This is a genomic window from Mycobacterium sp. (assembly GCF_050701515.1).
GTDB lineage: Bacteria > Actinomycetota > Actinomycetes > Mycobacteriales > Mycobacteriaceae > Mycobacterium.
Genome location: NZ_JBOGDB010000001.1, coordinates 62,155 through 89,055, shown reverse-complemented (window position 1 = coordinate 89,055; position 26,901 = coordinate 62,155). Strand labels below are relative to the sequence as shown.

General features: G+C 67.6%; 29 protein-coding genes. 12 read left to right on the top strand and 17 right to left on the bottom strand.

The annotated features are described in order from the left end of the window. A partial coding sequence (locus ACRDU5_RS00420) for a DUF2293 domain-containing protein (protein ID WP_526612240.1) occupies positions 1-879 on the top strand: 879 nt, incomplete at its 5' end. Positions 880-883: 4 nt separating this feature from the next. On the opposite strand, the gene ACRDU5_RS00415 is transcribed toward ACRDU5_RS00420, so the two are convergent. Both ACRDU5_RS00415 and ACRDU5_RS00410 read right to left on the bottom strand, forming a co-directional pair. Then, a complete protein-coding gene (locus ACRDU5_RS00415; RefSeq protein WP_526612239.1) occupies positions 884-2,032 on the bottom strand; it encodes a fatty acid desaturase family protein in 1,149 nt (382 codons plus the stop codon). A 15-nt stretch (positions 2,033-2,047) separates the two neighbouring features. After that, complete coding sequence (locus ACRDU5_RS00410; RefSeq protein WP_526612238.1) at positions 2,048-3,100, bottom strand: ferredoxin reductase; 1,053 nt, start codon at positions 3,098-3,100, stop codon at positions 2,048-2,050. A 70-nt stretch (positions 3,101-3,170) separates the two neighbouring features. On the opposite strand from ACRDU5_RS00410, the gene ACRDU5_RS00405 reads away from it, so the two are divergent. Both ACRDU5_RS00405 and ACRDU5_RS00400 read left to right on the top strand, forming a co-directional pair. Beyond that, positions 3,171-3,848 (top strand): TetR/AcrR family transcriptional regulator, encoded by a 678-nt coding sequence (locus tag ACRDU5_RS00405; protein WP_526612237.1) that lies wholly within the window; start codon positions 3,171-3,173, stop codon positions 3,846-3,848. 12 nt (positions 3,849-3,860) lie between these two features. After that, on the top strand, positions 3,861-4,646 hold the full coding sequence (locus ACRDU5_RS00400) for an enoyl-CoA hydratase/isomerase family protein (RefSeq protein WP_526612236.1): 786 nt from the start codon (positions 3,861-3,863) through the stop codon (positions 4,644-4,646). Here ACRDU5_RS00400 and ACRDU5_RS00395 read toward each other — a convergent pair. The 6 genes from ACRDU5_RS00395 to ACRDU5_RS00370 are packed head-to-tail and all read right to left on the bottom strand — an operon-like array spanning position 4,615 to position 10,778. Next, positions 4,615-5,352 carry an SDR family NAD(P)-dependent oxidoreductase gene (locus ACRDU5_RS00395; protein WP_526612235.1) on the bottom strand — a complete coding sequence of 246 codons (738 nt, stop codon included), beginning with the start codon at positions 5,350-5,352 and terminating at the stop codon, positions 4,615-4,617. The genes ACRDU5_RS00400 and ACRDU5_RS00395 overlap by 32 nt on opposite strands. 46 nt (positions 5,353-5,398) lie before the next feature. Further along, positions 5,399-5,719: an RNA-binding protein gene (locus tag ACRDU5_RS00390; RefSeq protein WP_526612249.1), complete on the bottom strand. Its 321-nt coding sequence runs from the start codon at positions 5,717-5,719 to the stop codon at positions 5,399-5,401. Between the two features lie 10 nt (positions 5,720-5,729). Beyond that, positions 5,730-6,701, bottom strand: a complete 972-nt coding sequence (locus ACRDU5_RS00385) for an MOSC domain-containing protein (RefSeq protein WP_526612234.1) — start codon at positions 6,699-6,701, stop codon at positions 5,730-5,732. Then, a complete protein-coding gene (locus ACRDU5_RS00380; protein WP_526612233.1) occupies positions 6,698-7,561 on the bottom strand; it encodes a pseudouridine synthase in 864 nt (287 codons plus the stop codon). The genes ACRDU5_RS00385 and ACRDU5_RS00380 overlap by 4 nt, the downstream gene beginning before the upstream one ends. Further along, positions 7,558-9,303, bottom strand: a complete 1,746-nt coding sequence (locus ACRDU5_RS00375; RefSeq protein ID WP_526612232.1) for a glycerol-3-phosphate dehydrogenase/oxidase — start codon at positions 9,301-9,303, stop codon at positions 7,558-7,560. The genes ACRDU5_RS00380 and ACRDU5_RS00375 overlap by 4 nt, the downstream gene beginning before the upstream one ends. Positions 9,304-9,362: 59 nt before the next feature. Continuing rightward, positions 9,363-10,778, bottom strand: coding sequence for an NAD(P)H-quinone dehydrogenase (locus ACRDU5_RS00370; RefSeq protein WP_526612231.1), 1,416 nt, complete (start codon positions 10,776-10,778; stop codon positions 9,363-9,365). 66 nt (positions 10,779-10,844) lie between these two features. Here ACRDU5_RS00370 and ACRDU5_RS00365 point away from each other — a divergent pair, with 66 nt between their 5' ends. Beyond that, positions 10,845-11,318 carry a gamma-glutamylcyclotransferase family protein gene (locus ACRDU5_RS00365; protein WP_526612230.1) on the top strand — a complete coding sequence of 158 codons (474 nt, stop codon included), beginning with the start codon at positions 10,845-10,847 and terminating at the stop codon, positions 11,316-11,318. 69 nt (positions 11,319-11,387) lie between these two features. On the opposite strand, the gene ACRDU5_RS00360 is transcribed toward ACRDU5_RS00365, so the two are convergent. From ACRDU5_RS00360 to ACRDU5_RS00350, 3 genes are all read right to left on the bottom strand, one after another. After that, positions 11,388-12,275 carry a type IV toxin-antitoxin system AbiEi family antitoxin gene (locus ACRDU5_RS00360; protein ID WP_526612248.1) on the bottom strand — a complete coding sequence of 296 codons (888 nt, stop codon included), beginning with the start codon at positions 12,273-12,275 and terminating at the stop codon, positions 11,388-11,390. A gap of 162 nt (positions 12,276-12,437) precedes the next feature. Beyond that, the gene (locus ACRDU5_RS00355) at positions 12,438-13,607 is read right to left on the bottom strand and encodes a M20 family metallopeptidase (RefSeq protein WP_526612229.1); all 1,170 of its coding nucleotides are present in this window, start codon (positions 13,605-13,607) and stop codon (positions 12,438-12,440) included. After that, on the bottom strand, positions 13,604-14,788 hold the full coding sequence (locus ACRDU5_RS00350; protein WP_526612228.1) for a M20 family metallopeptidase: 1,185 nt from the start codon (positions 14,786-14,788) through the stop codon (positions 13,604-13,606). The genes ACRDU5_RS00355 and ACRDU5_RS00350 overlap by 4 nt, the downstream gene beginning before the upstream one ends. A 37-nt stretch (positions 14,789-14,825) precedes the next feature. On the opposite strand from ACRDU5_RS00350, the gene ACRDU5_RS00345 reads away from it, so the two are divergent. After that, a complete protein-coding gene (locus ACRDU5_RS00345) occupies positions 14,826-15,620 on the top strand; it encodes a purine-nucleoside phosphorylase (protein ID WP_526612227.1) in 795 nt (264 codons plus the stop codon). On the opposite strand, the gene ACRDU5_RS00340 is transcribed toward ACRDU5_RS00345, so the two are convergent. Beyond that, positions 15,566-16,675, bottom strand: a complete 1,110-nt coding sequence (locus tag ACRDU5_RS00340; protein ID WP_526612226.1) for an AbrB family protein — start codon at positions 16,673-16,675, stop codon at positions 15,566-15,568. The genes ACRDU5_RS00345 and ACRDU5_RS00340 overlap by 55 nt on opposite strands. Positions 16,676-16,783: 108 nt before the next feature. On the opposite strand from ACRDU5_RS00340, the gene ACRDU5_RS00335 reads away from it, so the two are divergent. Continuing rightward, a complete protein-coding gene (locus ACRDU5_RS00335) occupies positions 16,784-17,233 on the top strand; it encodes a MarR family winged helix-turn-helix transcriptional regulator (RefSeq protein ID WP_526612225.1) in 450 nt (149 codons plus the stop codon). Beyond that, entirely contained in the window at positions 17,230-18,873 is a 1,644-nt protein-coding gene (locus ACRDU5_RS00330) for a phospho-sugar mutase (RefSeq protein WP_526612224.1), read from the top strand. The genes ACRDU5_RS00335 and ACRDU5_RS00330 overlap by 4 nt, the downstream gene beginning before the upstream one ends. A gap of 7 nt (positions 18,874-18,880) precedes the next feature. Here the strand turns inward: ACRDU5_RS00330 and upp are convergent, their stop codons facing one another. Together upp and ACRDU5_RS00320 are read right to left on the bottom strand one after the other, a co-directional pair. After that, on the bottom strand, positions 18,881-19,504 hold the full coding sequence (upp, locus tag ACRDU5_RS00325; RefSeq protein WP_526612223.1) for a uracil phosphoribosyltransferase: 624 nt from the start codon (positions 19,502-19,504) through the stop codon (positions 18,881-18,883). A gap of 279 nt (positions 19,505-19,783) precedes the next feature. Then, positions 19,784-20,110, bottom strand: a complete 327-nt coding sequence (locus tag ACRDU5_RS00320) for a hypothetical protein (RefSeq protein ID WP_526612222.1) — start codon at positions 20,108-20,110, stop codon at positions 19,784-19,786. Between the two features lie 66 nt (positions 20,111-20,176). Between ACRDU5_RS00320 and ACRDU5_RS00315 the strand changes: the two genes are divergently transcribed. The 3 genes from ACRDU5_RS00315 to satS all read left to right on the top strand — a co-directional run bounded on the left by ACRDU5_RS00315 (position 20,177) and on the right by satS (position 23,011). Then, positions 20,177-20,479, top strand: coding sequence for a hypothetical protein (locus tag ACRDU5_RS00315; protein ID WP_526612221.1), 303 nt, complete (start codon positions 20,177-20,179; stop codon positions 20,477-20,479). A gap of 3 nt (positions 20,480-20,482) precedes the next feature. After that, positions 20,483-21,541 carry a C40 family peptidase gene (locus ACRDU5_RS00310; protein ID WP_526612220.1) on the top strand — a complete coding sequence of 353 codons (1,059 nt, stop codon included), beginning with the start codon at positions 20,483-20,485 and terminating at the stop codon, positions 21,539-21,541. Positions 21,542-21,724: 183 nt separating this feature from the next. Beyond that, positions 21,725-23,011 (top strand): protein export chaperone SatS, encoded by a 1,287-nt coding sequence (satS, locus tag ACRDU5_RS00305; RefSeq protein WP_526612219.1) that lies wholly within the window; start codon positions 21,725-21,727, stop codon positions 23,009-23,011. Positions 23,012-23,049: 38 nt separating this feature from the next. Here the strand turns inward: satS and ACRDU5_RS00300 are convergent, their stop codons facing one another. Genes ACRDU5_RS00300 through ACRDU5_RS00290 form a run of 3 tightly spaced genes read right to left on the bottom strand, consistent with a single transcriptional unit; the run spans position 23,050 to position 25,834 of the window. After that, positions 23,050-24,138 (bottom strand): adenosine deaminase, encoded by a 1,089-nt coding sequence (locus ACRDU5_RS00300; protein WP_526612218.1) that lies wholly within the window; start codon positions 24,136-24,138, stop codon positions 23,050-23,052. Further along, positions 24,135-25,436, bottom strand: coding sequence for a thymidine phosphorylase (locus ACRDU5_RS00295; RefSeq protein ID WP_526612217.1), 1,302 nt, complete (start codon positions 25,434-25,436; stop codon positions 24,135-24,137). The genes ACRDU5_RS00300 and ACRDU5_RS00295 overlap by 4 nt, the downstream gene beginning before the upstream one ends. Further along, positions 25,433-25,834, bottom strand: coding sequence for a cytidine deaminase (locus tag ACRDU5_RS00290; protein ID WP_526612216.1), 402 nt, complete (start codon positions 25,832-25,834; stop codon positions 25,433-25,435). The genes ACRDU5_RS00295 and ACRDU5_RS00290 overlap by 4 nt, the downstream gene beginning before the upstream one ends. 179 nt (positions 25,835-26,013) lie before the next feature. On the opposite strand from ACRDU5_RS00290, the gene sdhC reads away from it, so the two are divergent. Beyond that, entirely contained in the window at positions 26,014-26,430 is a 417-nt protein-coding gene (sdhC, locus tag ACRDU5_RS00285) for a succinate dehydrogenase, cytochrome b556 subunit (RefSeq protein WP_526612215.1), read from the top strand. A 47-nt stretch (positions 26,431-26,477) separates the two neighbouring features. Further along, entirely contained in the window at positions 26,478-26,897 is a 420-nt protein-coding gene (locus ACRDU5_RS00280; protein WP_526612247.1) for a succinate dehydrogenase hydrophobic membrane anchor subunit, read from the top strand. The last annotated feature ends 4 nt before the right edge of the window (positions 26,898-26,901 follow it).

The following is a 26,901-nucleotide window of genomic DNA, read 5'->3' as shown; positions in this document are numbered from 1 at the left end:
GTGCAGGCCAACCCGAGCAAGGTCACTGTTGCGATGGCGGCGTTGCAACGCTGGGCGCGCGACCGCGGACTCAACCCGTCGGAGACCGACTACGTCGCCCACACCCGGGACCGTCGCCGGCTGCGGTTCAGCGTCAGTGGGGATGCCGCCATAGAGCGCGCGTACCGCACACACTGGGTATCGCCGGATCTCCCCAAGCGCACGATCGAGCGGCAGAGCAAACCGCCGGACCTCCTCGTGATCGCTCCGGTCAAAGAGTGGACGTGCACGTCGTGCGGTGGCACCGGCGACTTTCTGCTCATGGAGGACCCAGGGCCGCTGTGCCTGGACTGCGCGGACCTCGGGCATCTCGTCTTCCTGCCGTCCGGTGACGCCGCGCTGACTCGGCGGACGAAGCGTGCCAGCAGGCTTTCGGCGGTGGTGGTGCGATGGAGCCGGTCGCGCAAGAGATATGAGCGCCAGGGCATCCTGGCCGACGCGGAGGCGATCGAGCATGCCGAACAGGAGTGCCTCTCCGACGCGGAGGTGCGCGCCCGCAGGCGGGAGCGCGACGAAGCGCGCCGGACCGACGAGGACGTGCGGTTCCAAACCCAGTTCGCCGCCGCCATCCGGGCAGAATTCCCAGGCTGCCCCACCAGCCGGGCTGACGCGATCGCACGGCACGCGGCGACGCGCGGCAGCGGCCGGATCGGACGGAGCGCGGCCGGGAGGGCCCTCGATCAGGACACCGTGCGGCTCGCCGTCGGGGCATCGGTCCGGCACATCGACACCAACTATGCCGAGCTACTGATGTCGGGGATCGATCGCGAGGAAGCGCGATACCAGGTGCGCGCGCGTGTGGAGGACGTGCTGAGCGGCTGGCGCGCGACCACCCGATAGCCGGTCAGACGGCGTAGCCTGCCTCTACTACTTCGGCGACATGGCGATTGCGCTGGGGGAAGGCCAGCCTGACGATCTTGCGGACGACGGTGGCGAACTGACGCGGTAGCGGACCCTTGTTATAGGGAACGCCGTAGCGATTGCAGATCTCCTGCACCTCGGGAGCGATCTCGGCGTGACGATGAGCCGGGATGTCGGGGAACAGGTGGTGCTCGATCTGGAAGGACAGGTTGCCGCTCAGGATGTGAAATAGCTTGCCGCCGGTCAGGTTTGCCGATCCCAGGATTTGGCGGAAGTACCACATTCCGCGGGTCTCCGCCTTGGTCTCCTCGATGGAGAACTCCTGGACATCTTCGGGGAAGTGGCCGCAGAAGATGATCATGTACGACCAGACGTTGCGGATCAGGTTGGCTGTCAGGTTCCCCGCGAACACCCACGGCGCGAACGGACCGGCCAGCAGCGGGAACGCCACGTAATCCTTCAGCGTCTGCTTTTTGGTCTTGCGCCAAATGCCCTCGAGGATCTCGCGCTTGTCCGCGATCGTGATCTCCCCGGCGCGGATGCGCTCGGTCTCCAGCTCGTGCAGCGCTACGCCGTACTGGAACAGCACCATCAGCAGGAAGGCGTAGACCGGGTTGCCCAGGAAGTACGGGGTCCAGCGCTGGTCTTCGCTCATCCGCAGGATGCCGTAGCCAATGTCGCGATCCATGCCCACGATGTTGGTGTAGGTGTGGTGCAGATAGTTGTGCGAATGCCGCCATTGGTCGGCCGGGCAAGCGGTATCCCATTCGAATTTCTTGCTCGACAATGCCGGATCGCCCGTCCAGTCGTACTGGCCGTGCATGACATTGTGGCCGATCTCCATGTTGTCGAGGATCTTCGACAGCCCCAGCATCGCGGTGCCGGCGAGCCAGAACGGCGGGATGATGCCGCCGAACAGCAATGCCCGTCCGGCGAGCTCTAAGCCGCGCTGCGCCTTGATGATCCGTCGAATGTAGGTGGTGTCGCGCTCGCCGAGATCGGCGATCAAGCGCTCCTTCAGCGCATCGAGTTCACGTCCGAACTCCTCCGCCTGCTCGGGGGTGAGGGTGACAACCCTGCCTCCGACCGTCTTCTGAAGGGTCCTCTGCTGCGCAATGGTTGGTGCAGTCATGGCCAACTCTCCTTTCTAGAGCGCGATGTCGACATCACCGACGGGTGCGGACACACAGATCTGCACGTCCTCTTCGTCGGCGGGCGACACCGCGCCGGTGATCAGGTTCTTCACCGCGCCGCGCGTCTTGCGGCGGGTGCAGGTGTGACAGATGCCCATTCGGCATCCGCTTTCCGGGCTGAGGCCAGCGGCCTCGGCCTGCTCCAGGATGGGGCGGCCGTTGTCGGTGACGCTGACGTTGGCATCGGTGAACATCACCCGACCGCCGGATGACTCGGCGGGCACGGTGAAGGCAGGCGGCACGAAGCTCTCCGACTTCGCATCGGGGACCCCCGTCCGGACCGCCTCCACGAGCGCGGGTGGTCCGCACACGAAGACCGCGTCGGGTGCCGGCATCGCGGCGGCGAGATGATCAGCGTCGAAATAGCCGACGAGATCGCCACGGTCGCCGCGGGTGTAGCCGTGCAGCACGCGGACTCCCGTCATGGTCGCGAGCTCGTCGGCGTAGCAGGCCTCCTCGGCGCTTCGGGCGTAGTGGACGAAGGCCAGCTCTCCCTCGAATCCATCGGCACGCAACGTCCGCAGCATCGACATGACCGGCGTGATGCCGCTGCCACCGGAGACGAACAGGATGCGGCGCGGCAGGATCGCAGGAAGGACGAAATCGCCGCCGACCGAGTCGAGGCCGACCACCATGCCGGGTCGCGCGTGGTCGCACAGGTACGTCGACACCACGCCGCCGTCGTGGCGGCCGATCGTGAGCTCGACGAGGTGAGAACTCTGGGCACTTGCCGGCGAGTAGCAGCGGGTTCTGCGCCGCCCGTCGATCTCGACCGTGAGGTTGATGTGCTGGCCGGCCCGGAAGCCAGTGAACGCGCGATTCGGTTCGAGGGTCAGTGAGACGCTGCGGGGCGTCTGCCGCCGCACGGCGACGACCTTCGCGCGGGCATCGCCACGCGTCCATGTCGGATCGACGAGCTCGGTGTATCGGTCCACGCCGTGGGGGCCGGTCAGCAGCTCCAGCAGGGGCGACCGTCGCACGCTGCGTGTCAAAGTTTGGGTGAACATGTGTATACCGTGCGTCAGTACACCTGGATCAGTCAATAGAATCGTGCCTGATTGTGGTAGGTTTCACAGAGTGAACACTCGTACGCCTAGCTCACGTACGCGCAGATCGAGTCGGTCGCGTTCACGGGACACCCCGTCGCGTGAAGAGCGCAAGGAGGCCACCCGCCGCGCCATCGTGGCGGCTTCACTGCGCCTGCTCGAGGACCGCAGCTTTTCCGCATTGAGCCTGCGTGAGGTCACCCGCGAGGCCGGCATCGTGCCCGCCGCGTTCTATCGGCACTTCGAGTCGATGGAAGCGCTGGGCCTGGTCCTGATCGACGAGTCGTTCCGGGCACTGCGGGACATGCTGCGCGGTGCACGCGCCGGGAAGCTCGACCCCAACCGCGTCATCGAATCCTCCGTCGACATCCTCATCGACGGCGTCAACGAACGACGCGAACACTGGCGGTTCATCGGCCGCGAGCGCTCCAGCGGGGTGACGGTGCTGCGGTATGCGATCCGCACCGAGATCCGATTGATCACCTCCGAGCTGGCCATCGACCTTGCCCGCTTCCCCGGGCTGAACACCTGGAGCAGCGAGGACCTCAACATCCTGGCCAGCCTCTTCGTCAACTCGATGATCGTCATCGCCGAGGCGATCGAGGACGCCAACGACCCCGCCGCGCTCGACGAGATCAAGCGCATCGCCATCAAACAGCTGCGGATGATCGCTGTCGGTGTCGCCGGCTGGCGCAGTAGCGGCACCTAATAGTGTTGGCGCATGTCGCCGCTGGAACTGTCGTATCCACGTCCCGATATCGCCGTCGTCACGCTCAATCGGCCCGAGAAGCTCAACGCATTGTCCTATGGGCTGGTCGAGATCCTGCACGCCACCATCGACGAGATCAGCGCGAACAATGACTGCCGGGTCGTCGTGCTCACCGGTGCCGGACGCGGATTCTGTTCGGGGCTGGACCTGACGGACGCCGACCCATCGGGGGCCGGCGGCGGCCTGGAGTTTCCGCGCTCCGGTATGCGGTGGCAGGAACGCATCGCCGATATCACCGCCCGGATTCACCGGTTGCGCCAACCCGTGATCGCGGCGGTCAACGGGCCTGCCTACGGGGGCGGTTTCGGCATCGCGTTGGCCTGCGACATCCGGCTCGCGAGTGAGTCGGCGCGGTTCTGCACGCAATTCATCAAGCTCGGGCTCGGTGGCTGCGACATCGGCGTCAGCTACACGTTGCCTCGCATTATCGGCGCCGGTCCGGCGTTTGAGCTGATTCTGACGGCGCGGGTCGTCGACGCCGACGAAGCGCTTCGGCTCGGCCTGGTGACACGAGTGTCGGACGGCTCCTCGTTGGTTGATGACGCCATTGAACTGGCCGAAACCCTTTGCGGATACGGCAAATTCGGACTGGAGTCGACGAAGCAGGTGCTGTGGGCAAACCTCGAAGCCTCAAGCCTCGAATCGGCGCTGCACGTGGAGAACCGCAGCCAAATCCTGGCGTCGACCAGCGGCGAGTTGGGCGCGGCTAGCGAGGCGTTCCGCCACCGTCAACGATGATCACCTGCCCGGTCATGTAGCTGCCGGCGTCCGAGGTCAACAACAGTGCGGCGCCGACCATCTCGTCCGGAGACGCCAGACGCCTCATCAGCGTGCCGCCGACCATGTAGTCGATCGCCACTTGGGAATTCTTGCGCATCATGTCCGTGTCGACGGGTCCGGGCGCCAACGCGTTGACGCGGATGCCGAACGACACGAACTCGGCGGACATCGAGCGGGTCACCGACATCAGCGCGGCCTTGCCGGAGGCGTAGATGGACAGCGATGGCGCGAAGTTGAACGCACCCGTCGACACCATGTTCAACACCGCGGCGTGCGAACTCTCCTTCAGGTAGGGCAGCGCATGCTGGACGAGGAACACCGGTCCGCGCAGGTTCACCTCGTAGGACTTCGCCCACGCTTCGGGGGTCATCTCGCCCAGCGGCTGCGCCAACGCGTTGGCGGCGTTGTTCACCACCACGTCGATGCCACCGAACTCGTCGACGGTCCGCTGCACGAGGGCGCCGAGGTCGTCGACGTTGCCGAGGTGCGTCGGCACGCCGATGGCCCGGCCGCCGAGGTCGCGCAGATGCGCAGCGGCCTGTTCGCAGGCGTCGGGCTTGCGGCTGGCCACCGCCACCTTGGCTCCGGCCAGGGCGAAACCTTCGGCCAGGGCCAGACCGATCCCGCGGGTGCCGCCCGTCACGATGACGGTGCGGTCGGTCATGTCAAAGAGATGCTCGAACGCTTTGCGGTTCACGCGGTCAGTAGCCCTAAACGCAGCCGCTGACGCTGACCCGCCGGCCCACGTTGGCGCACACGTCAACGTTCTGTCCCGGCACCCACACCGGTGGTGGCGGCGGCGGTGGTGGCGGCGGCGGCAATGGTGCACCCGGGGGTGGTGGCGGAGGCGGAGGTGGCGGTATGTCGTTGAGATAGGAAAGCGGGTCGGCACACCCGGTGACGTCGACGTGCCGGCCGCCCACCGAGCCACACAACGTGGCCTGGGCGGTCGGGCTTGCAGGCAGTGTCAGTCCGCCGAGGAAGACCAAGACGGCGGCCCAGCCCGCTGCGTGCGACCAGATCTTCACCAGATCCACTCCTTCATTTGCGGCTACCCGCCGAGAGTGCGGCGGCCATCATCTCCATTGTCGCCGACAGTGCGCCCTGGCGTGGCTGAACACGCTCGATCCGAACCGGGTCGCCGCGGCGGACCACACCGGGTGTGACGACCTCGGCATATGAACCGACACAGGCGAATTGGCCCACCGCGCCGATTTGTTTGAGCCCGACACGGGCAATCGTCTTCAGCACCGCGCCATCCCTCGGCAACCCGGGTTGAGCGAGCGTCGTCATCACGCAGCGGGGCGTCGGTCCGACGACGTGCACGACGGCCTCCGTGCCGATGTGCAGGTCGCAGCCCAGCCAATCATCCTCGTCGGCCGGCTCACCGACGTCGTCGATGAGCATGTTGGGCCGCATTCGCCGCGGGTCCCAATCCCCTTCCGGATGCTCGCCGGCCAACCTGCGCAGGGTGCTGGCGGCCAGCACGTGCAGTGCGGCCAGATCCAGCATGGTTCCCGGCGCCGCCATGGCCACCGGGAACTGCACGACGCGGTCGCCGTGGCTGTCGGGCGGCTCGATCTGCATCGCATTCACCAGGGCGTCGGGGCCGAGGCCGTCGATGTCGGGCCACAGCTCGTCGAAGGCGAGGCCGTCCGGCACCGTGGTGATGAGGCGCACTTCGCGGCCAAGCAGCTCCTGTGTGCGCCGCGTCAACTCGGCTCCGTCGTCGCTGTCGCCTCGTACCACCGCGCCGTCGGGAAAGGTGACCTCGATGGGCGGCGGCGGCCCGTCCTGGCCGGGCGGAGCCTGGAACCTTGCGTGACAGTCCAGCATCGGACCGAATCGCTTGGGTCGCTTGGCGCTGGCCAACCGGCCGGTCTCGACGTCGACGAAACCGTACGCGCGATCACCGGCTACGCCACCGGGGCCGACCAGGACTTCCTGCACCTCTTGGCCCTGCATCGATTTGACGGGGTAATGCCAGAGCCGGCCGACCGTTGCGCCTGTCATTCGTTGATACTGCGCCTGCTGCTGAACCGACGCAAACATCCGCTGGTCGGGTCTTCGAACTCGATCGTGTGGGCCAACAGCTGCAGCGGCCGCGAGAAGTCGTCACGTGCAACATCGATGACACTGGGGTACAACGAGTCTCCGATGATCGGCAGGCCGAATGATGCCATGTGCACGCGCAACTGATGTGTCCGACCCGTGCGCGGAGTCAGCCGGTACAGGCCATTGGAGCCAAGCTCGATCAGCGTCTCGGCATTGGGCTCGCCCGGTACTTCAACCGCCTGCAACTGCCCACGCCGCTTGATGATTCGGCTGCGCACCACGGTCGGCAGCGCGACCGACGGGTCGACACCCGCGCGAGCGAGATAGGTCTTGCGAACGAGTCCGCGGGAAAACAACGTCTGGTAACGGCCGCGCAGCTCGCGGCGCGTGGTGAACAACAGCACCCCGGCGGTCAGCCGGTCGAGCCGATGCGCGGGGCTCAGCTCCGGCAGACCGAGATCACGGCGCAACCGGACCAGCGCGGTCTGCGCGACGTGGCCGCCGCGTGGCATGGTGGCCAGGAAGTGCGGCTTGTCGACCACCACGACGTCGTCGTCGCGGTACAGCACCGGGATGTCGAACGGCACCGGCACCTCATCGGGCAGGTCCCGGTACAGATACACGCTGGCGCCGGCCGGCAGAAGCGTCGTCGAGTCGATGACACCGCCGGCGGCGTCAACCACCTCTCCGGCAAGCACTTTCGCGCGGGCCCGTGCACCGAACCGGGACTGCAGCTCGGCGAGCACGGGCCCACCGCACAGCCGCACCCGTGCGGGTCCAAGCCCGTCGCGTGGTGGCAGCGGCGCGGCCCGTCTCAATTGAGCGGCACCGGTTCGAGGATCTCCGCGCGCGCCTCCGGCGCCGCTGCCCGCAGTGCGTCGGCGGATTCGTCGTCGGGCTGCTGCTGCGATCGCACCTCGGCGTCAACCCGCGCGATGTAGGTGTTCACCTCGCGGTCGATGTCCTCGGCGCTCCAGCCCAGTACCGGCGCGACCACCTCCGCGACCTCGCGGGCACAGTCCACCCCGCGATGGGGGTATTCGATCGATATCCGCATCCGCCGGGCCAGGATGTCCTCCAGATGCAACGCGCCCTCCGCGGCCGCGGCGTACCAGGCCTCGACCTTGAGATACACCGCCGCCTCGGTGATCGGCGACAGCAGCTCGGGCCGGCCCTCGCCCATCGCGAGCACCTCGCCGATCAGCGATCCGTAGCGGTCCAGCAGATGGCGCACCCGGTAGGGATGCAGGTCATACATCGCGCCCACGTGCTCGGTCTGGTTGATCAGCGCGAAGTAACCGTCGGCGCCCATCAGCGGCACCTTCCCGGTGATCGACGGCGCCACCCTGGCGGGCACGTACTCGCTGGCGGCGTCGATCGCATCGGCCCCCATCACCCGGTAAGTGGTGTACTTGCCGCCCGCGATCGCGACCAACCCGGGCGCGGGTACCGCGACGGCGTGCTCGCGGGACAACTTTGAGGTTTCCTCACTCTCGCCGGCCAGCAGTGGCCGCAACCCGGCGTAGACGCCGTCGATGTCGTCGTGGGTGAGCGGGGTGGCCAGCACCGTGTTGACGGTGCCGAGGATGTAGTCGATGTCGGCCTTGGTGGCCGCGGGGTGGGCCAGGTCCAGGTTCCAGTCGGTATCGGTGGTGCCGATGATCCAGTGCGTGCCCCACGGAATGACGAACAGCACCGACCGTTCGGTGCGCAGGATGATCGCCACCTCGCTGACGATCCGGTCCCGTGGCACCACCACATGCACGCCCTTGGATGCGCGGACCCGGAACCGCCCACGCTGCTTGGACAGTGCCTGGATCTCGTCGGTCCACACGCCGGTCGCGTTGACCACCACGTGCCCGGCCACTTCGGTGATCGAGCCATCCTCCGAATCGCGCACCTGCACACCGATCACCCGGTCGCCCTCCCGCAGCAGCGACACCACCTGCGTCGACGACCGCACCACCGCCCCGTAGTGGGCCGCCGTGCGGGCCACCGTCATCGTGTGCCGGGCGTCGTCGACCACGGTGTCGTAATACCGGATGCCGCCGATCAACGACGTGCGCTTCAGCCCCGGCGACAGCCGTAATGCGCTGGCTCGGGTCAAATGCTTTTGCGGCGGAACGGATTTCGCGCCGCCGAGCTGATCATAAAGAAAGATGCCCGCGGCCACATACGGCCGCTCCCACCAGCGCTTGGTCAGCGGAAACAGGAACGGCAGGGGCTTGACCAGATGCGGCGCCAGCGTATTCAGCGACAGCTCACGCTCATGCAACGCCTCGCGCACCAACCCGAACTCGAGCTGCTCGAGGTAGCGCAGACCGCCGTGAAACATCTTCGACGATCGGCTCGAGGTGCCGGAGGCGAAGTCGCGGGCCTCCACGAGCGCAACCTTCAGCCCGCGGGTGGCGGCGTCCAGTGCGGCGCCGGCCCCGACTACCCCGCCGCCGATGACGACGACGTCGAACTGCTCGCTGCCGAGCCGCTCCCAAGCCTGTTGGCGCTGCTGGGGATCCATCAGGGTGTGCCCGGTGCCCGTCGCGGCGATCGGGTCCTTCACGCCAAGCACTCCTCTTGTTACTCGTCGGTAAGACGTTGCCCACCCTAGGTTACGTGCGGCTAATCCAAATCGTCGTGCGCCATCAGTCGGCGGCCCGCTTCGGTGATCGAGCCGGACAGCGACGGGTAGACCGAGAACGTCTCGGCGAGCTCGTCGACCGGAAGGCCGTCCTGCACGGCCAGTGCGATCGGCAGGATGAGCTCGGAAGCGATCGGGGCGACCACCACACCGCCGATCACGACGCCGCTGGCCGGACGGCAGAAGATCTTGACGAAGCCGCGGCGCAGGCTGGACATCTTGGCCCTGGCGTTCGTGTTCAGCGGCAGCATGATCGTGCGGGCCGGCACCGTCCCGTCGTCGATCCTGGCCTGCGGGACGCCGACGGCGGCGATCTCCGGCCGGGTGAACACCGCCGCGGCCACCGTGCGGAGCCGAATCGGGCTGAGCGCTTCGCCCAGCGCGTGGTACATCGCGATCCGGCCCTGCATGGCCGCGACCGAGGCCAGCAGCATCAGGCCGGTGCAATCGCCGGCGGCGTAGATGCCCGACACCGAGGTGCGAGACACCCGGTCGACGGTGAGGTAGTTGCCCGGCCCGAGCTCGATGCCGACGCGCTCCAGTCCTAACGAGCTGGTGTTGGGCACCGAGCCGACGGTCATCAGGGCGTGGCTGGCTTCGACGGTGCGGCCGTCGGTCATGGTGACCAGCACCCCTTCGTCGGTTCTGGTCACCGAGTCGGCACGCGCGTTCTTGACCAGGACGACGCCGCGTTCGGCCCACAGTTCCTCCAGCACCGCGGCGGCGTCCGAATCCTCGTGCGGCAGAATCTGATCGCGACTTGCGACCACGGTGATCGTCACGCCGAGTTCGGTGTAGGCGTTGACGAATTCGGCGCCGGTGACGCCGGAACCCACCACGACAAGATGCTCGGGCGGCGTGTCGAGGTCATAAAGCTGGCGCCAGTTCAGGATTCGCTCGCCGTCGGGGTTCACGCCCGGCAGCACGCGTGGGCTTGCGCCGGTCGCGATCAGGACGACGTCGGCCTCCAATGTGCTCGTCGATCCGTCGGGGGTGGTCACCTTGATGCGGTGCTGGGCCATGCCCGGCACGTTGTCGGCCAGTTCGCCCCGGCCGTTGATGAGCGTGACCCCCTCGCTGCGCAGCCGGTCGGCGATATCGGCGGACTGGGCGGCGGCAAGCGTTTTGACGCGGTCGTGGATTTTTGGCAAAGAGATCTTGGCGTCTTCGAACTCGAAGTCGAAACCCAGATCGGGCCCTCGGCGCAGCTCGGTGCGCACGCCGGTGGAGGCGATGAATGTCTTGGACGGCACGCAGTCAAAGAGCACGCACGCGCCGCCGATGCCGTCGCTGTCGACGACGATGACCTCGGCGACCTCGCGACCTCGGGCGGCGGCCACCAATGCCGCCTCATAGCCGGCGGGCCCGCCGCCGATGATCACGATGCGCGTTGCCACCGCCTTAACCTAGCCAAGCGTGCCGTTGATCGCCCAGCCACCACGCGAAGCCTTACGCTTTCCTCCGTGCCGCTATACGCCGCTTACGGATCCAACATGCATCCGGAGCAGATGTTGCAGCGGGCGCCGCATTCGCCGATGGCGGGGACGGGGTGGCTGCACGGCTGGCGGCTGACGTTCGGCGGCGAGGACATTGGCTGGGATGGCGCGCTGGCCACCATCGTCGAGGACCCGGTGTCGAAGGTGTTCGTGGTTCTCTACGACATGACGGTGGCCGACGAGAAGAACCTCGACCGCTGGGAGGGCAGCGAGCTCGGTATTCACAAGAAGATCCGGTGTCGAGTGGATCGGCTATCCTCGGACACCACAACGGATCCGGTGTTGGCCTGGCTATATGTCGTCGACGCGTGGGAAGGCGGACTTCCCTCAGCGCGCTACCTTGGCGTGATGGCCGACGCCGCCGAGATCGCCGGTGCGCCAGCGGATTACGTGCGCGATCTGCGAACCCGCCCCGCCCGCAACATCGGCCCCGGCACCTAGGTCACCTTTTCCCGCGAGCGTGCGTGTTTGCACACGACACGCCGACAATTTCCGGCATCCTGCGCACACTCACGCCGCCTGAGCGCGACGTAACTGCATCTCGATGCGCGCGACGAAGTCCCACGACCGATAGCGCACATCTTCGAACACGATCGATATGACCACCCACCGAATGTCCTGTAGAGCCGCATGACGCTCGCGATCCCGCCGCATCGCGTCGGCACCGCTGTGCCAGTCCATGCCGTCGTATTCGACGGCAATGCGCTCGTCCGGCCACGCAAAATCGAGGCGCCTTAGCCGGCCATTCCCATCGACGACTTCGTACTGCAGCTCGGGAATTGGCAGTCCACCGTCAATCATGGCAAGCCGTGCCTCGCTCTCCATCGGAGATTCCGCTCGGCCATCTGTCAATGGCAACAGTTCGCGCACCGCGACAATGCCGCGACGGCCCGCCTGCTCGATGGCGGCCCGCCAGAGTTCGGCGCGGTTGCATGTCCCGCTGCGCAGCGCGGCGTCCAGCGTCGCCAATGCGCGAGGGCGCCGCAGGCTGCGGGCCACCTCGACCGCGGTCCACGCCGGGGATGTGACGCGCCGTCCGTCGACCATCACAAGCGGCGCGCCGTCGCGGCGATGGACCACCAGGCCATCGGAGGAACGCAGCTGATGGCGCGGCGGATTGAGCACGTGGAGATCGGCGGGCTCTTCCGTGTCGAAGCCGTGCATCGCGGCGGCGGTACCGAGGCAGACCGGGACTTTAGTGCCTGACGAAAGGTCGAGGCCGCGTAGCCTCAGGCCATCGGTCGGCTCGCCGCGACAGTAGATGCCCTGCCATATCCGTTCCAGTGCACCAGTTTTCAGCTCCGCATCGAAGTTCGCGCGGGTCAGGTAAGTCAGGATCTGGCCGCTCGTAGCGACTCCACCCTGCTGGTCGAACAGCCGCTCGAGATCTGATTCCATAGCGGCCATGGTCAGCCCCCCGTGACGGCAGCGGTAGCCGTCCCGGCGGAGTTGGGGATGAACGGCCAACTGGGCACGGTCGCGCGCCCGCGAGCGTGCGCAAAATGCCGGGAGATAGCGGCGTGTCGCCTGCAGACACGCACGCTCGCGGTGCAAAGGAAGCTAGAAGGTGGCGGCCTGCTCGACGGTGTTGACCAGCATGCGCACGCCCACGGCGAGGGAACGCTCGTCGATGTCGAACGTCGGCTGGTGCAGATCGAGCTGCCGTCCGCGACCGGACCAGACGCCCAGCCTCGCCATCGCACCCGGTACCTCCTCGAGATACCAGGAGAAGTCCTCGCCGCCGCCGGATTGACGGGTGTCGGAGAGAACATCGGGCCCGAGCGCCTCGATCGCATGGGTCAGGATCCGTGTCGAGATCTCCTCGTTCACCACCGGCGGCACACCACGGCGGTATTGCAGGGTGTGCTCGATGCCGAGCGGCGCGAGCAGCGAACTGACCGTCTCGCGGACAATCGACTCCAACGTCAGCCAGGTGTCGTGGTTGGCCGTGCGCAACGTCCCGGCCAGCGTGCCGGTCTGCGGGATCGCGTTCGCCGCCACCCCGGCATCGACCGCCCCCCACACCATCACCGTGCTGTTGCGCGGGTCGACGCGACGAGACAGCACGCCGGGCACGCCGGTGATCAGCGTGCCGAGCCCATACACCAGGTCACCGGTCAGGTGCGGCCGCGAGGTGTGCCCGCCCAGGCTGTGCAGCGTGACCTCGATGTGATCGGCGGCCGAGGTGATCGGCCCGGCCCGCACCGCGACCTTGCCGACCGCCAGCCGCGGGTCGCAGTGCAGCGCGAAAATGCGCGATACCCCGACCAGTGCGCCCGCCGCGATGGCGTCGACCGCACCGCCCGGCATCAGCTCCTCGGCGGCCTGGAAGATCAGCCGCACCCCGACCGGCAGCTCGGGCACGGCGTTCAGCACCAGCGCCGCGCCCAGGAGCACCGCGGTGTGCGCGTCGTGGCCGCAGGCGTGCGCCACGTTGGGCACCACCGAGGCGTAGGGCGTCCCGGTCCGATCGGCCATCGGCAGCCCGTCCATGTCGGCCCGCAGCGCGATGCGTGGCCCGTGCTCCGGACCGAGGTCGCAGATCAAGCCCGTGCCGCCGGGCAGCACCTTCGGGTTGAGGCCGGCATCGGCCAGGTGTGTGGCGACGAACTGGGTGGTGGCGAACTCCTGCCGCCCGAGCTCGGGGTGGGCGTGGATGTGCCTGCGCCACGCCAGCACGTTTTCGTAATGGTCCGCCAGCCAGATCTCGGCGGCATTGGCGAGTTTCATGACGCCACCCGCCTCGCCAGTTGCTCCAGCACACGATCGCGCTCGGCGGGCGTCTCGGCCAGCTTGACCACCGTGCGCGCCAGCATGATCGCGCCCTCGACGACGGCGCGGTCGGCGCTCGGCCCCGCGGCCGCCGTGGCGAAGGCCGGCTGGTGCACCGAAGCACCTTCGGCATCGATGCCGACGATGGGGTGTATGCCCGGAAGCACCTGGGTCACGTTGCCCATGTCGGTGCTGCCCAGCGGTACCACCGCCTCCACCTCTTCGGCCACCGGCGTCCGGCCCAGTCGAATCATCTCGGCCCGGAAGGTATCGGCCAGCCACTTGTCGGGAGTGAGCTCGTGGTAGGGCGGCTCGGTCTCTTCGACCTGGTAGTCACAGCCCGTGGCCACCGCACCGGCCAGGAAGCAGTCGGCCATCCTGTCCTCGAGCTGGCGCAACAACGTCGCGTCATTGGCGCGCATCGTGTACCGCAATTCGGCGTAGGCGGGGATCACATTGGTGGCCTGTCCCCCGTCAGTGACGATGCCGTGCACCATCTGGCCGGGCGCCAACTGTTGGCGCAGCAGCCCGATCGCCACCTGCGTCACGGTGACGGCGTCCAGGGCGTTGATGCCCAGATACGGCGCGACCGCCGCGTGCGCCTCCCGGCCCCGATATCCGACTTGGACCTGGGACAGCGCCAGCGAGCGCGCTCGGGCGATGTCGAGCGGGCCAGGATGCAGCATCACCGCCGCGGCGATGTCGTCGAACGTTCCGGCCTTGAGCAGCAACACTTTTCCGCCGCCGGCCTCCTCGGCAGGGGTGCCGAGCAACACGACCGTCAGCCCCAGCTCGTCGGCCACCTCGGCCAGTGCGAGCGCCGTGCCGACGGCCGATGCCGCGATGATGTTGTGGCCGCAGGCATGCCCGATTCCGGGCAGCGCATCGTATTCCGCGCAGATGCCGACCACCAGCGGGCCGCTGCCGAAGTCGGCGCGAAACGCGGTGTCCAACCCGCCGGGCGCCGCGGTGATCTCGAAGCCGTATTCGGCGACCAGCGCCTGCGTCTTGGCGCAACTTCGGTGTTCGGCGAACGCCAGCTCCGGCTCGGCGTGAATGGCGTGCGAAATCTCGATCAAGTCACCACTGCGCCGGTTAACTGCGTCTTCGACGCTTAACGACGCGGCAGCGGTAGGCATTCTCGCAGTATCTCACTGACAGCTAAGCTGCCCCACTGTGACCGATCCGGAGGCGGTAGCGAAGCAGGCCGCGGCCGCCATCGCCGAGCGCACCGGGGTCGGCGAGCACGACGTCGCCGTGGTGCTCGGTTCCGGGTGGGCAGCTGCCGCCGACGAACTCGGTGCGCCCACCGCGGTGGTGCCGGTCGCCGAGCTGCCAGGCTTCACCGCACCGTCCGTGGCCGGACACGGCGGCCGGGTGTTGTCGGTGCACACCGGCGATCACCGGGTACTGGTTTTCGTCGGCAGGGTCCACGCCTACGAGGCACACGACCTGCGCAACGTCGTGCACCCGGTGCGTGCGGCGTGCGCGGCGGGCGTGCGAACGGTGGTGCTGACCAACGCCGCGGGCACCCTGCGGTCGGATTTCACTGTCGGACAGCCCGTCCTGATCAGCGACCACTTGAACCTGACCGCGCGATCACCGCTGGTCGGCGCGCAGTTCGTCGACCTGGTCGACGCGTATTCGCCGCGGCTGCGCGCTCTGGCGCGCGAGGTCGATCCCGCCCTCGCCGAGGGGGTCTACGCCTGCCTGCCCGGACCGCATTACGAAACGCCGGCCGAGATCAGGATGCTGCGCACGCTGGGTGCGGATTTGGTCGGGATGTCGACGGTGCACGAGACGATCGCCGCGCGGGCGGCCGGCGCGGAGGTGCTGGCGGTGTCGCTGGTGACGAATCCGGCGGCCGGCACGACGGACCAACCGTTGGACCACGACGAAGTGCTGGCCGCCGGGCGTCAATCCGCGACCGCGACGGGCTCCCTGCTGGCCGGGGTGATCTCGCGGCTTTGACTCCCGAGGCGCTCGCTCGCCCACATCACACCTCGGGCCAGCAGCGGAGCCGCGAACAGCATCAGCAGTATTCGCAGCACCTGGGCGGCAATGACGAAGGTGACGTTCGACCCGGTCTCCACCGCCGTGGCCAGCACGGCGTACACCCCGCCGGGGCTGGTGGCGAGGTAGCCCTCGAGCGGGGTCAGTCCGGCGATGTCGGCCAGCAGCACACCGAGTCCGGCGGTGGCGACGCTGAGCACAACGATCAGGCCGATCGCCGCCGGTAGCATCCGGCCGACCGCGCGCATCGATTCACGGGTGAACGCGACGCCGGCCTGCCAGCCGATCAACATGTAACCGACCTGCACCAGTAGGTCCGGAACCGTCAGGCCGAACGACAACCCGGTCAGCTGCAGCGCCACGGTCAGCGCCAGTGGCCCGAGCAGCCCGGCGCCGGGCAGCCGAACGAGCCGACCGCCGGACGCCCCGATGACGACGACGACGGCCATCAGCGCCAGACTGAGATACCAAGGCGCCGAGGCGCTTTCAGTACCCGTCACGGAATGACGCGACTTGTCGGCGTGATAGATCAGCGTGACGACGACCGGCATGGAGGCGGTGATCAGCCCCACCCGCAGGTACTGCACGACCGCCACGACGCGATCGTCGCCGCCGAGCTCACGCGCGATCGCGATAAGGCCCGACGCGCCGCCGGCCACCAGCGCCAGTGCACCGGTCAGCGGGCTGACGTCGCGGTGCATACCGAGCAACCCACCGGCAGCGATGCTGAGCACCAGCGTGGCGACCGCGACCGCGACCACGAGGGGCCAATCCGACCCGAGGGCGTTCACCGCGTCGCGATGAACCATGGTGCCGATGTAGACGCCCAGCACACCCTGTGCGGCCAGACCGGCTGGGCGGGGGACCCGCCGGGGGGCGAGCGAGGCCAGCGCCAGCGCGATGCCGACGGCCAGCGCCGCGAACAGCGCCGCCGATGGGACGCCGACGATGGTGAGCGGGATGGTGACGGCGACCGTCGCCACCACCAGCAACGCCCATTTCGCCGTCTGCATCAGTCGCCGTCTCGTCACGATAAATGCAAGTATGCCCTTGTCATTTTTCGCATGCAACTTCGGTGTTATCTACATGACAGCGGATAATTACCAAGGTATAACTTGGTTATGACCGTTTACTCGCCAGCCACCGAGCTGCGGGAGTCGATGATGGCCGTGTCCAGGCAGATGCGCCGCCACCGGCCCGATCACGGCCTGACCCTGTCCCAGATGGAAGTTCTCGGCGAGGTCAGCAGGACCGGTGTCAGCACTCCGGCCGAACTCGCCGGGCGGCTGCATGTGCGGGTGCAGTCCCTCACCGACAGCATCAACGAGCTGGTGAGCCGGGATCTGGTGGCGCGGCGGCCGGACGACGAGGACCGGCGCCGTCAGCTGGTCCAAATCACTGTAGCGGGTACCGACTTGCTCGAAGGTGATCGCGCCGAACGCGACGCCTGGCTGCACGACACCATGCGCGACAACCTCTCCGAGCTGGAAATCGACCTGCTGATGTTGGTGGCACCCGTGCTGCGCAAGCTGGCTTACGCGGAAACCAAATTGGGCACACTGACCGTATGACCCAGTCGGGGACCGCATCGGCCGCGCGGGAGTGGATCGCTCACGACCCCGATCCGGTGACGGCCGCCGAACTGAAGGCATGCACCGACGACGAGCTCGAGGAGCGGTTCGCCCGTCCGTTGACCTTCGGGACGGCGGGTCTGCGTGGCCCGCTGCGCGGCGGACCCGACGCAATGAACCTGGCCGTCGTGTTGCGCACCACCTGGGCCGTCGCCCAGGTGCTCAAGGATCGTGGCCTGGGCGGATCACGGGTCGTAGTCGGCCGCGACGTTCGGCACGGCTCCGAGCAGTTCGCTCTTGCTGCCGCCGAAGTCCTTGCCGCCGAAGGCTTTCGGGTGACCCTCATGTTCACCGCGGTTCCGACGCCGGTGGTGGCATTCGCGGCGCGATATCTCCGTGCCGCCGCTGCCATCCAGATAACCGCGTCGCACAACCCGCCGTCCGACAACGGATACAAGGTCTATTTCGACAGCGGGCTGCAGATCGTCCCGCCCACCGACCGGGACATCGAGGCCACCATCGGCAAGGCGCCGCACGCCGACGAAATCGCCAGGGCGGCCGTCGAAACCTCGGGAGTGGATCTCATCCAGCGCTACGTGGAGCGCGCCGCCCATGTTCGGCACACGCACCACTCGGTGCGGATCGCCTTCACACCCCTGCACGGGGTGGCCGGTGAATTCGCCCTCGACGCACTGGTCCGTGCCGGGCTGGCCGACGTGCACGTGGTCGAGAGTCAGTTCGCCCCCGACCCCGACTTTCCCACGGTGCCGTTTCCCAACCCGGAGGACCCGGGCGCCACCGACGAATTGCTCAAGCTGGCCACCGATGTCGACGCGGAAGTCGCCATCGCGCTGGATCCCGACGGCGACCGGTGCGCCGTCGGAGTGTCGACACCCGATGGATGGCGCATGCTGACCGGTGACGAAACCGGTTGGCTGCTGGGCGATTACCTACTATCTCAGATCGAACCCGGTGAAGTCAGCGACCACACCGTGGTGGCCAGCACGGTGGTGTCGTCGCGCCTGCTCGCCGCGATCGCCGCGGCACACGGCGCCCGGCACGTCGAAACCCTGACCGGCTTCAAATGGCTGTCCCGGGCCGACGCCGACCTGCCGGGCTGCACGCTGATCTATGCCTACGAGGAGGCGATCGGGCATTGCGTCGATCCGGCCGCGGTCCGCGACAAGGACGGCATCAGTGCCGCGGTGTTGTTCTGCGACTTGGTCGCCGCGCTGCGTGAACGGGGACGCACGGTCCTCGACGCGCTGGACGAGCTCGCCCGTCGGCACGGCGTACACACCACCACCGCGGTGTCACGGCCGGTCACCGACGCCGACACCGCCGCAGAGGTGATGACGTCCATGCGATCCAAGCCACCGACGAAGCTCGCCGGCTTCGACGTCGCCATGACCGACCTGGCGGCCGTCCAGCCGTTTCAAAAACGCACCGACGCGGTGATCATCGAGGGCGCCGACACCGATACCGCGGTACGCGTGGTGGTCCGGCCGTCGGGTACCGAGCCGAAAGTCAAGTCCTACATCGAGGTTCGGCAGTCCTGTGAGGCCGGTGACCTCGACGCCGCCCGCGCCCACGCCGGCCAGATACGGGACGAGCTGGTCGGCATCGCCGCGCAGTGGTAGCGATCGGCTAGCGCGGCCCGAACTGACGATCGCCGGCATCGCCGAGACCCGGAACGATGTAGGCGATGTCGTTGAGGTGGTCGTCGATGGTCGCGGTGAAGAGTCGAATGTCGGGTGCCACCTTCTCCAGCGCCGCAATTCCCTCCGGTGCGACCACGACGCAAATCGCGGTGATGTCAACGGCATTGCGGGCATGCAGCAGGCCGATGGTGTGCGCCATCGACCCGCCGGTGGCCAGCATCGGGTCGAGCACCATCACCGGTTGGGTGCTCAGGTCGTCGGGCAACGACTCCAGATACTGGGTGGGCCGGTGGGTTTCCTCGTCGCGGGCGACACCGACAAACCCCACCTTCGCCTCCGGGATCAGCGCATGCGCTTGATCGACCATGCCCAGGCCGGCCCGCAGCACCGGCACCAGCAACGGCGGGTTGGCCAATCGCGATCCGGTGGTTTCGGCCAGCGGCGTGCGAACCGGGATGGTTTCGGTGGCCAAATCGCGGGTGGCCTCGTACACCAGCATCAGAGTGAGGTCGCGCAGGGCGGCGCGAAAGACCGCGTTGTCCGTGCGCTCGTCGCGCAGCGTGCTCAGCCGCGCCGCGGCCAGCGGGTGGTCGACGACGCGCACGTCCATCCGCCGACCCTAACTCTCGACGGTAGCCATCGGCGGCACCTTCGGCTGTCCGCGAATTGCGACAAGCCCACCCAGTCGATCAATGCCGTGAAGACGATGACCGTATAGACGAACGGACCGAGCTTTACCGACGAGGCGTAGCGGTATGCGAGCACGATGAATATCTGCGAGAGCAGCTGCGAAACGCCGACACCGAACAGGGAATCCAGGCCCGTGCCACCAACGGCTGCCACTGGACCACGGCCAGTGGCACGGCCATCACCGTGGCGAGGTGTGGGCCTAGGACCAGCACAACGGCATCATCGTCATCGCGACGAAAAGGGCGTACCAGCAAGCGGTTCCGCTTGCGGCACGCAAGATGTGCAAACCGATTTTCTCGGTTCGCAACGACGCCCAGCCACCGCGCATCGCCACCGGAGTGACGAACAGCAGGCAGATCAAGTTCTGGAACAGCACGACGACTCCGGTCGACGTGTATTGACCCGCTGTCTTGCCGAAAGCGCTGACCAGCGCGACGCACAAGAACGACAGCGTGGTGAGCACTGCACCCAAGGCAAGGTTCTCGGGTTTGTGACCTACGCCGTTACCGGGCAGCTGGCACAGCATAAGCGTGCTGATAGTCGATTACGTGGAGATCGGAACCGGCGATAACCCGCGGCCGTCCAACGACGCATGCACGCTGATACCGACGCCATCCGCGCATACGGCGCAGCCACCAACGACCTGGGCGCCGAGCTGGCCGCGTCCGCCGGGCTGTTGTCCCGGGACTTGGGTCCGACACTCGCCGCCGCGTTGGGGCCGGTGGGCGCCCGCTTCGCGGCGGCACTCGCCGACGCCACCGCTGTGCTGATGACCACCGTGGCCACGATCGGCGACGACGTGACAGCGTCCGGCACCGCCACAGCAACCGCCGCGATCAAGTACGGCGAGGTCGAACAGCGCGCCCGTGACCAGATCACGCGGGTGGGGATGTAACGGGTGGCCGGCGCTCTGGTCAGCCAGCTCACCGCTCCGCTCCTCGATCTGCAGGCGGCGGTCGGCTCCGGAATGTTCAACGGGGACGATCCGGCACGGATGCTGCGCCACGCGGGCCAGGTGCTGACGGACATCGCGGACGTCGGCACGGCCGCGGCCCTCCAGATGGACGCCGCATGGTCGGGCGCGGCGGCCGATGCTGCGACGCGGGCCATCACGACGGCCTTGTCCGGCGCCACCATGGCCGCCTCGCGGGCGTCGGAGATGGCCGACCGGGTGGGTTTCGCCGCCGACGCGGTCGCCCGCGCCAGGGCCGAGCTGCAGCGCATCGTCGACGACTTCGTGGCAACCGCGGACGCCCTGGAACGCGATCTGCCCGAAAGCGCCGACGAGCTGGTCGGCGAGGCCCAACGAGCGTTGCGCGAGGCACAAGCGGTCGTCGAGGAGCTGCGCGCCGAGCTGGATGGGCACACCGCCGCACTGGCCGCGGCACCACCGGGTCCGGCTCCGAGCGCGCCGACGACGACGCCGGCCGGGTTAGGCGCGGCCCCGATGAGCTCGCCGTCGGGATGGGGCGGCATGCCCGCCGCCGGGCCCCCGCCGTCGCACATGGCGCCTCAAGCCGACCTGGCTGCGGCTCCGCTGGCGGATCCTGGGGTGCTGGGTGGCGGCGTAGCCGTCGCGCTGCCCGACGGCAGCACCGTGACGGCGCCGAACGAAGTGGCGGCCAGCGCCGTTCGGCACGCACTCACCCAGCTCGGGGTGCCGTATGTGTGGGGCGGCACCACACCCGGTGTCGGGCTGGACTGCAGCGGCCTCACCCAGTGGGCGTATCACGAAGCCGGTCTGAATCTTCCGCGGCTCGCCCAGGAGCAGGACATCGGCGCCGCGGTGGATCAGGGCTCGCTTCGCCCCGGCGACCTGGCGGTGTGGGACGGACACGTCGCGATGATCGTCGGCAATGGAATGATGGTCGAAGCCGGCGACCCCGTCCAGCTGTCACCGGTCCGAACGACGAACGCGGGGCAGGGTTTTCAGGGATTCTGGCGGCCCACTGCCTGAGCGGTGACCGGCCTCATGGCATGTCCTCGGCCCACTGTCCGCCGGTGTCGTTGGACCCGGACTGCCGTCCACGTCAGTATGGTGTCACCGCCGGCCAGGCGTTGTCTGTCATATCGCACCTGGTGGCGTTTGTGACTGGTCCTCAGTGATTGCCCGGCAACCCCCGTCGTTAGGCTGTGCCGCATGGCTGCTGACATCGTGCCGATCCGACTGGGGTTGACCAAGGGCGACCTGTACACATTGTGGGCGCCCCGCTGGCGCGATGCCGGTGACGAATGGGAGGCGCTGCTCGGCAAGGACGACGACCTCTACGCCTTCGATTCGGTCGCTGACCTGACCGCCTTCGTCAGGACCAATACCGACAACGACCTGACCGACCATCCGGCCTGGGAGAAGTTGACCGCGGCGTCGGCCCACCGGTTCGATCCGCCTGAGGATCGGCAGTTCGACCTGATCGGCGTGGCCGAACTGGTCGCGGAGAAGCCGACCGAGGACTCGCTGGCGGTGCTGCACCGCACGCTGGCCATCGTGTCGGCGGTCGGTTCGGTCTGTGAACTGCCTTCGGTGACCAAGTTCTTCAACGGCAACCCCGTGCTCGGCTCGGTGGGTGCAGGCATCGACACCTTCGGCGGCCGCAGCGGCCGCAAGCGCTGGGCGGAGATCGAGGCCGCGATCGGCCGCAGCTGGGACAAGGTCGTCGACGCGATCGACGAGGTCGTCACCACGCCCGACGTCGACGAGGCCGGATCGAAGAAGGCGGCGGCCGAACTCCTCGAACCCGCGCCCGAAGTGGAAGAAGAGGAGGACACCTCCGACACCGCGATCGACGAAGAAGTGTCCGACGAGACCGCCGCGGTATCCGACTCCGAAAGCACCGAGGATGAGCCCGCCCACCACGTCGCGACCCTGGTGCTCGGCAGCGACGAGGAATTCTGGCACAAGGTCGGCATCGACCCGGTCCAGATGATCACCCGCGGTGGCACCTTCTTCACGCTGCGCTGCTACCTCGACGACCGGCCGGTGTTCCTCGGACGCAACGGCCGGGTCAGCGTGTTCGGCTCGGAGCGGGCGCTGGCGCGCTATCTGGCCGACGAGCACGACCACGACCTGTCGGATCTGGCCACCTACGACGACATCCGCACCGCCGCTACCGACGGCTCGCTGCAGGTCAGCGCCACCGAAGACAACGTGTACGTGCTGAGCGGGCTGGCCGACGACTTCGCCGACGGCCCGGGCGCAGTGGACCGCGACCAGCTGGAACTGGCCGTCGAATTACTCAGGGACGTCGGCGAATACGCCGAGGACGACATCGTCGAGGAGACGCTGGACGCCGACATGCCGTTGGGTCGGCTGGTGGCTTACGTGCTGGACCCCGACACCGTCCGCAAGCCCAGCGGGCCGTTCGCCGACGCCGTCGAGCAGTGGGAGGCGCTGGAGAGCTTCGTGGAGTCCCGGCTGCGGTCCGAGTAACCGGCTACAGGTCGATCGCGCGCGGGTGCGGGAAGAAGTCAGCCGACGAGCACGGCGAAGCGCGGCTTGATCACCTCGTCGATGATCGCCAGGCGTTCGTCGAACGGGATGAACGCGGACTTCATCGCGTTGATGGTGAACCGCGCCAGGTCGCTCCAGCCGTAACCGAATGCCTCTACTAGCCGCAGCATCTCGTGGCTCATGGTGGTGTCGCTCATCAACCGGTTGTCGGTGTTGACGGTGACACGGAACCGGCAGCGGGCCAGCAGGTCGAAGGGATGCTCGGCGATGCTGCCGACCGCACCGGTCTGCACGTTCGAAGACGGGCACATCTCGAACGGGATCCGCTTGTCCCGCAGCAGTGACGCCAGCCGGCCGAGATGGACGGTGCCGTCCTGCGCCACGACGATGTCGTCGACGATCCGCACGCCGTGACCCAGCCGGTCGGCACCGCAAAACGCGATGGCTTCGTGGATGGACGGCAAGCCGAACGCTTCTCCCGCATGGATTGTGAAGCGGCCGTTGTGGTTTCGCATGTACTCGAATGCATCCAGATGCCGGGTGGGCGGATAGCCGGCCTCCGCGCCCGCGATGTCGAAACCGACCACGCCCTTGTCCCGGAACCGGATCGCCAGCTCGGCGATCTCCAGCGATCGCGCCGCGTGCCGCATCGCGGTCACCAGGCAACGCACCGTGATGGTGCGACCGGCGCTGCTGGCGGCCTTCTCGCCGTCGGCGAAACCGGCCAGCACCGCGTCGAGGACCGCGTCCAGTGACAGGCCACCGTCGATGTGCAGTTCGGGGGCGAACCGAATCTCGGCGTACACCACGTTGTCATCGGCCAAATCTTCGACGCACTCGTAGGCCACCCGGTACAGCGCCTCCGGCGTCTGCATCACCCCGACCGTGTGGGCGAACGGCTCGAGGTAGCGCTCCAGCGATCCGCTGTGCGCCGCGGTCCGGAACCAGCCCGCCAAACCGTCGACCTCGGTGGCGGGCAGATCGCCGTAGCCGGTGTCTTCGGCCAGCTCGACCACGGTGGCCGGGCGGAGCCCGCCGTCGAGGTGGTCGTGCAGCAGCGCCTTGGGTGCGTGCCGGATGGAGTCCAGGGTCAACGGTGTCGTCACGGACTGATCCGATCAATGATCAGCGGCCCCCGCGGAGGGGCCGCGTCGCCGACGCTCCAGCCGCCGTCCAGCTCCGCCATCGCGGCACCGAACCGATCCGTCGTGTCGGTATAGAGGGTGAACAGCGCCTCGCCGGCGGCGACCGGCTCACCGGGACGGCGATGGATGCGCACCCCGGCGCCGGACTGCACCCGCTCACCCGGGACGGAGCGGCCCGCACCGAGCCGCCATACCGTCAGTCCCACTGCCATCGCATCGATATCGCCCATCGTGCCACCGTGCGGTGCCGTGATGGTCTCGGAGTGCGCACCGAACGGCAATGGCTGTGATGGGTCGCCGCCCTGCGCGGCCACCAGCGCACGGAACCGGTCCATCGCCGAGCCGTTGCGCAACGTCTGCGCCGGGTCCATGCCGTCCAGGCCTGCGGCGTCGACCATCTCGGCGGCCAGCGCCAGGGTCAGCTCGACCACATCGGCGGGACCGCCACCGGCCAGCACCTCCAACGATTCGGCCACCTCGACCGCGTTGCCGACCGCACGACCCAGCGGCCGGTTCATGTCGGTCAGCAACGCGCGGGTGGTCAGCCCATGCTCGGTGCCCAGCTCGACCATGGTGCGGGCCAGCTCGCGCGACTCGCCCTCGGTCTTCAGGAACGCCCCCCGGCCCACCTTGGAATCCAGCACCAACGCCCGGGTGCCCTCGGCGATCTTCTTGCTCATCACCGAGCTGGCAATCAGTGGCAGCGACTCGGTGGTGCCGGTGACGTCACGCAGCGCGTATATCTTGCGGTCGGCCGGGGCCAGCTGGCCGGCGGCGAAGATCGCCGCGCCAATTTCGCAAAGTTGTTGCCGTATCCGGTCTTTGGACAACTCGCCGGTGAAACCCGGAATCGATTCCAGCTTGTCCAGCGTGCCACCGGTGTGCCCGAGGCCGCGCCCCGCCGCCTGCGGCACTGCACCGCCGCACGCCATCACCACCGGCAGTAAGGGAATGGTGATCTTGTCTCCCACCCCGCCGGTGGAGTGCTTGTCCACCAACGCCAGCGGCTTTCCGTCGCGGCGCAGATCGGTGAAGTCCATCCGCTCGCCGGAGGCAACCATGGCGTCGGTCCAATGCGCGATCTCCGGACCGGTCATGCCGCGCAGGAAGATCGCCATCAGGAGTGCCGACATCTGTTCGTCGGCCACCGTCCCGGTGGTGTACGCGTCGATCACCCAGTCGATCGCCGCATCGGTAAGCACCCCGCCGTCGCGCTTGGTCCGGATAACCGACGGCGCGTCGAATGTGGTCTGGGTCACGGCTTTTCCGGCAGATCGTCGGGGCCGAATGCGTCGGGGAGCAGCTCTCCCAGCGGTCGCGGCCCCAGCGGATGATCGATCAGCAGCTGCGGCCCGCCGTGCTCGAGCAGCACCTGGCGGCAGCGCCCGCACGGCATCAGCGGCTCACCGTCGGCATCCACGCACGACAGGGCGATCAACCTGCCGCCGCCGCCGGAATGCAGGGCGCAGACCACCGCGCACTCGGCACAGAGACCAAGGCCATATGAGACATTCTCCACATTGCAGCCGGCCACCATGCGGTGATCATCCACCAGCGCCGCCGCGCCCACCGGCAGTCCAGAGTATGGAGCGTACGCTTTACCGGCTGCCTCTGTTGCCTTGTGCCGCAACATCTTCCAGTCGATATCCGTCGCCACGTCAGCACCGCCGACCCAGTTCTGAATCCATTCCGAAGCCCCCGTTCCTGGCTCGACTGCCGGAGATAGGCAACCCTAACTTCGCGTTTTAACAGCTGCGAACGGCTACACGGTAGTTCTTTGGGCACTACAAATGGGTTTAGAGTCGCCCCGAGGTTGGGCAAAGGTTTGGAGGCCCGATGAGTACGAACACGGCGGTGCCGGCCCGGCGGGAGAAGCCCGCCCGCAGGCGCACCCTGTATCGCGGCGACCCCGGAATGTGGGCCTGGGTGTTGCACCGCATCAGCGGGGCCACCATTTTCTTCTTCCTGTTCGTCCATGTGCTCGACACCGCTCTGGTCCGAGTGAGCCCGGAGGCCTACAACGAAGTCGTCGACACCTACAAGACGCCGCTCGTCGGGCTGATGGAGGCCGGGCTGGTCGCGGCGGTGCTCTACCACGCGCTCAACGGCATCCGGATCATCCTGATCGACTTCTGGCGGTACGGACCGAAATACCAGCGGCTGATGCTGTGGATCGTCGCCGGTGTCTTCCTGGCGGTCATGATCCCGGCGCTGGGCGTGCTGGGCATGCACATGGCGGAGCGATTCCTGTGACCGGGCCGTGGACACCCCATCACCGCGAGGGCCGGCTGGCTCCCGTGATGGAGAAAGAGCACGACCGGCCGGCCAGCCTGGATCATCCGCGTGCACCCCGGCGCCCGAGGGGCATCCCGTACTTCGAGAAGTACGCCTGGCTGTTCATGCGGTTCTCCGGCGTCGCGCTGGTGTTTCTGGCGCTCGGTCACCTGTTCATCATGCTGATGTGGGACGACGGCGTGTATCGCATCGATTTCAACTACGTCGCCGAGCGCTGGGCCTCACCGTTCTGGCAGATCTGGGATATGGCTCTGTTGTGGCTGGCGATGGTGCACGGCGCCAACGGCATGCGCACCATCATCGGCGACTATGCCCGCAAGAACACCACCAAGTTCTACCTGAATTCGCTGCTGTTGCTGGCGACGGGTTTCACGTTGGTGTTGGGCACCTATGTGCTGGTCACCTTCGACGCGAACATCTCGTGACGGG

Bases quoted from the DNA above. Each gene is read 5' to 3' on its own strand.
- ACRDU5_RS00330 (WP_526612224.1), top strand. From the start codon at position 17,230: ATGACCCAGTCGGGGACCGCATCGGCCGCGCGGGAGTGGATCGCTCAC.
- ACRDU5_RS00280 (WP_526612247.1), top strand. From the start codon at position 26,478: ATGGAGAAAGAGCACGACCGGCCGGCCAGCCTGGATCATCCGCGTGCA.
- ACRDU5_RS00410 (WP_526612238.1), bottom strand. From the start codon at position 3,100: ATGTTCACCCAAACTTTGACACGCAGCGTGCGACGGTCGCCCCTGCTG.
- ACRDU5_RS00385 (WP_526612234.1), bottom strand. From the start codon at position 6,701: ATGACAGGCGCAACGGTCGGCCGGCTCTGGCATTACCCCGTCAAATCG.
- sdhC (WP_526612215.1), top strand. From the start codon at position 26,014: ATGAGTACGAACACGGCGGTGCCGGCCCGGCGGGAGAAGCCCGCCCGC.
- ACRDU5_RS00400 (WP_526612236.1), top strand. From the start codon at position 3,861: ATGTCGCCGCTGGAACTGTCGTATCCACGTCCCGATATCGCCGTCGTC.
- ACRDU5_RS00335 (WP_526612225.1), top strand. From the start codon at position 16,784: ATGACCGTTTACTCGCCAGCCACCGAGCTGCGGGAGTCGATGATGGCC.
- ACRDU5_RS00315 (WP_526612221.1), top strand. From the start codon at position 20,177: ATGCACGCTGATACCGACGCCATCCGCGCATACGGCGCAGCCACCAAC.
- ACRDU5_RS00320 (WP_526612222.1), bottom strand. From the start codon at position 20,110: ATGCTGTGCCAGCTGCCCGGTAACGGCGTAGGTCACAAACCCGAGAAC.
- ACRDU5_RS00360 (WP_526612248.1), bottom strand. From the start codon at position 12,275: ATGGAATCAGATCTCGAGCGGCTGTTCGACCAGCAGGGTGGAGTCGCT.
- upp (WP_526612223.1), bottom strand. From the start codon at position 19,504: ATGGACGTGCGCGTCGTCGACCACCCGCTGGCCGCGGCGCGGCTGAGC.
- ACRDU5_RS00395 (WP_526612235.1), bottom strand. From the start codon at position 5,352: ATGACCGACCGCACCGTCATCGTGACGGGCGGCACCCGCGGGATCGGT.
- ACRDU5_RS00415 (WP_526612239.1), bottom strand. From the start codon at position 2,032: ATGACTGCACCAACCATTGCGCAGCAGAGGACCCTTCAGAAGACGGTC.
- ACRDU5_RS00340 (WP_526612226.1), bottom strand. From the start codon at position 16,675: ATGCAGACGGCGAAATGGGCGTTGCTGGTGGTGGCGACGGTCGCCGTC.
- ACRDU5_RS00355 (WP_526612229.1), bottom strand. From the start codon at position 13,607: ATGAAACTCGCCAATGCCGCCGAGATCTGGCTGGCGGACCATTACGAA.
- ACRDU5_RS00350 (WP_526612228.1), bottom strand. From the start codon at position 14,788: ATGCCTACCGCTGCCGCGTCGTTAAGCGTCGAAGACGCAGTTAACCGG.
- satS (WP_526612219.1), top strand. From the start codon at position 21,725: ATGGCTGCTGACATCGTGCCGATCCGACTGGGGTTGACCAAGGGCGAC.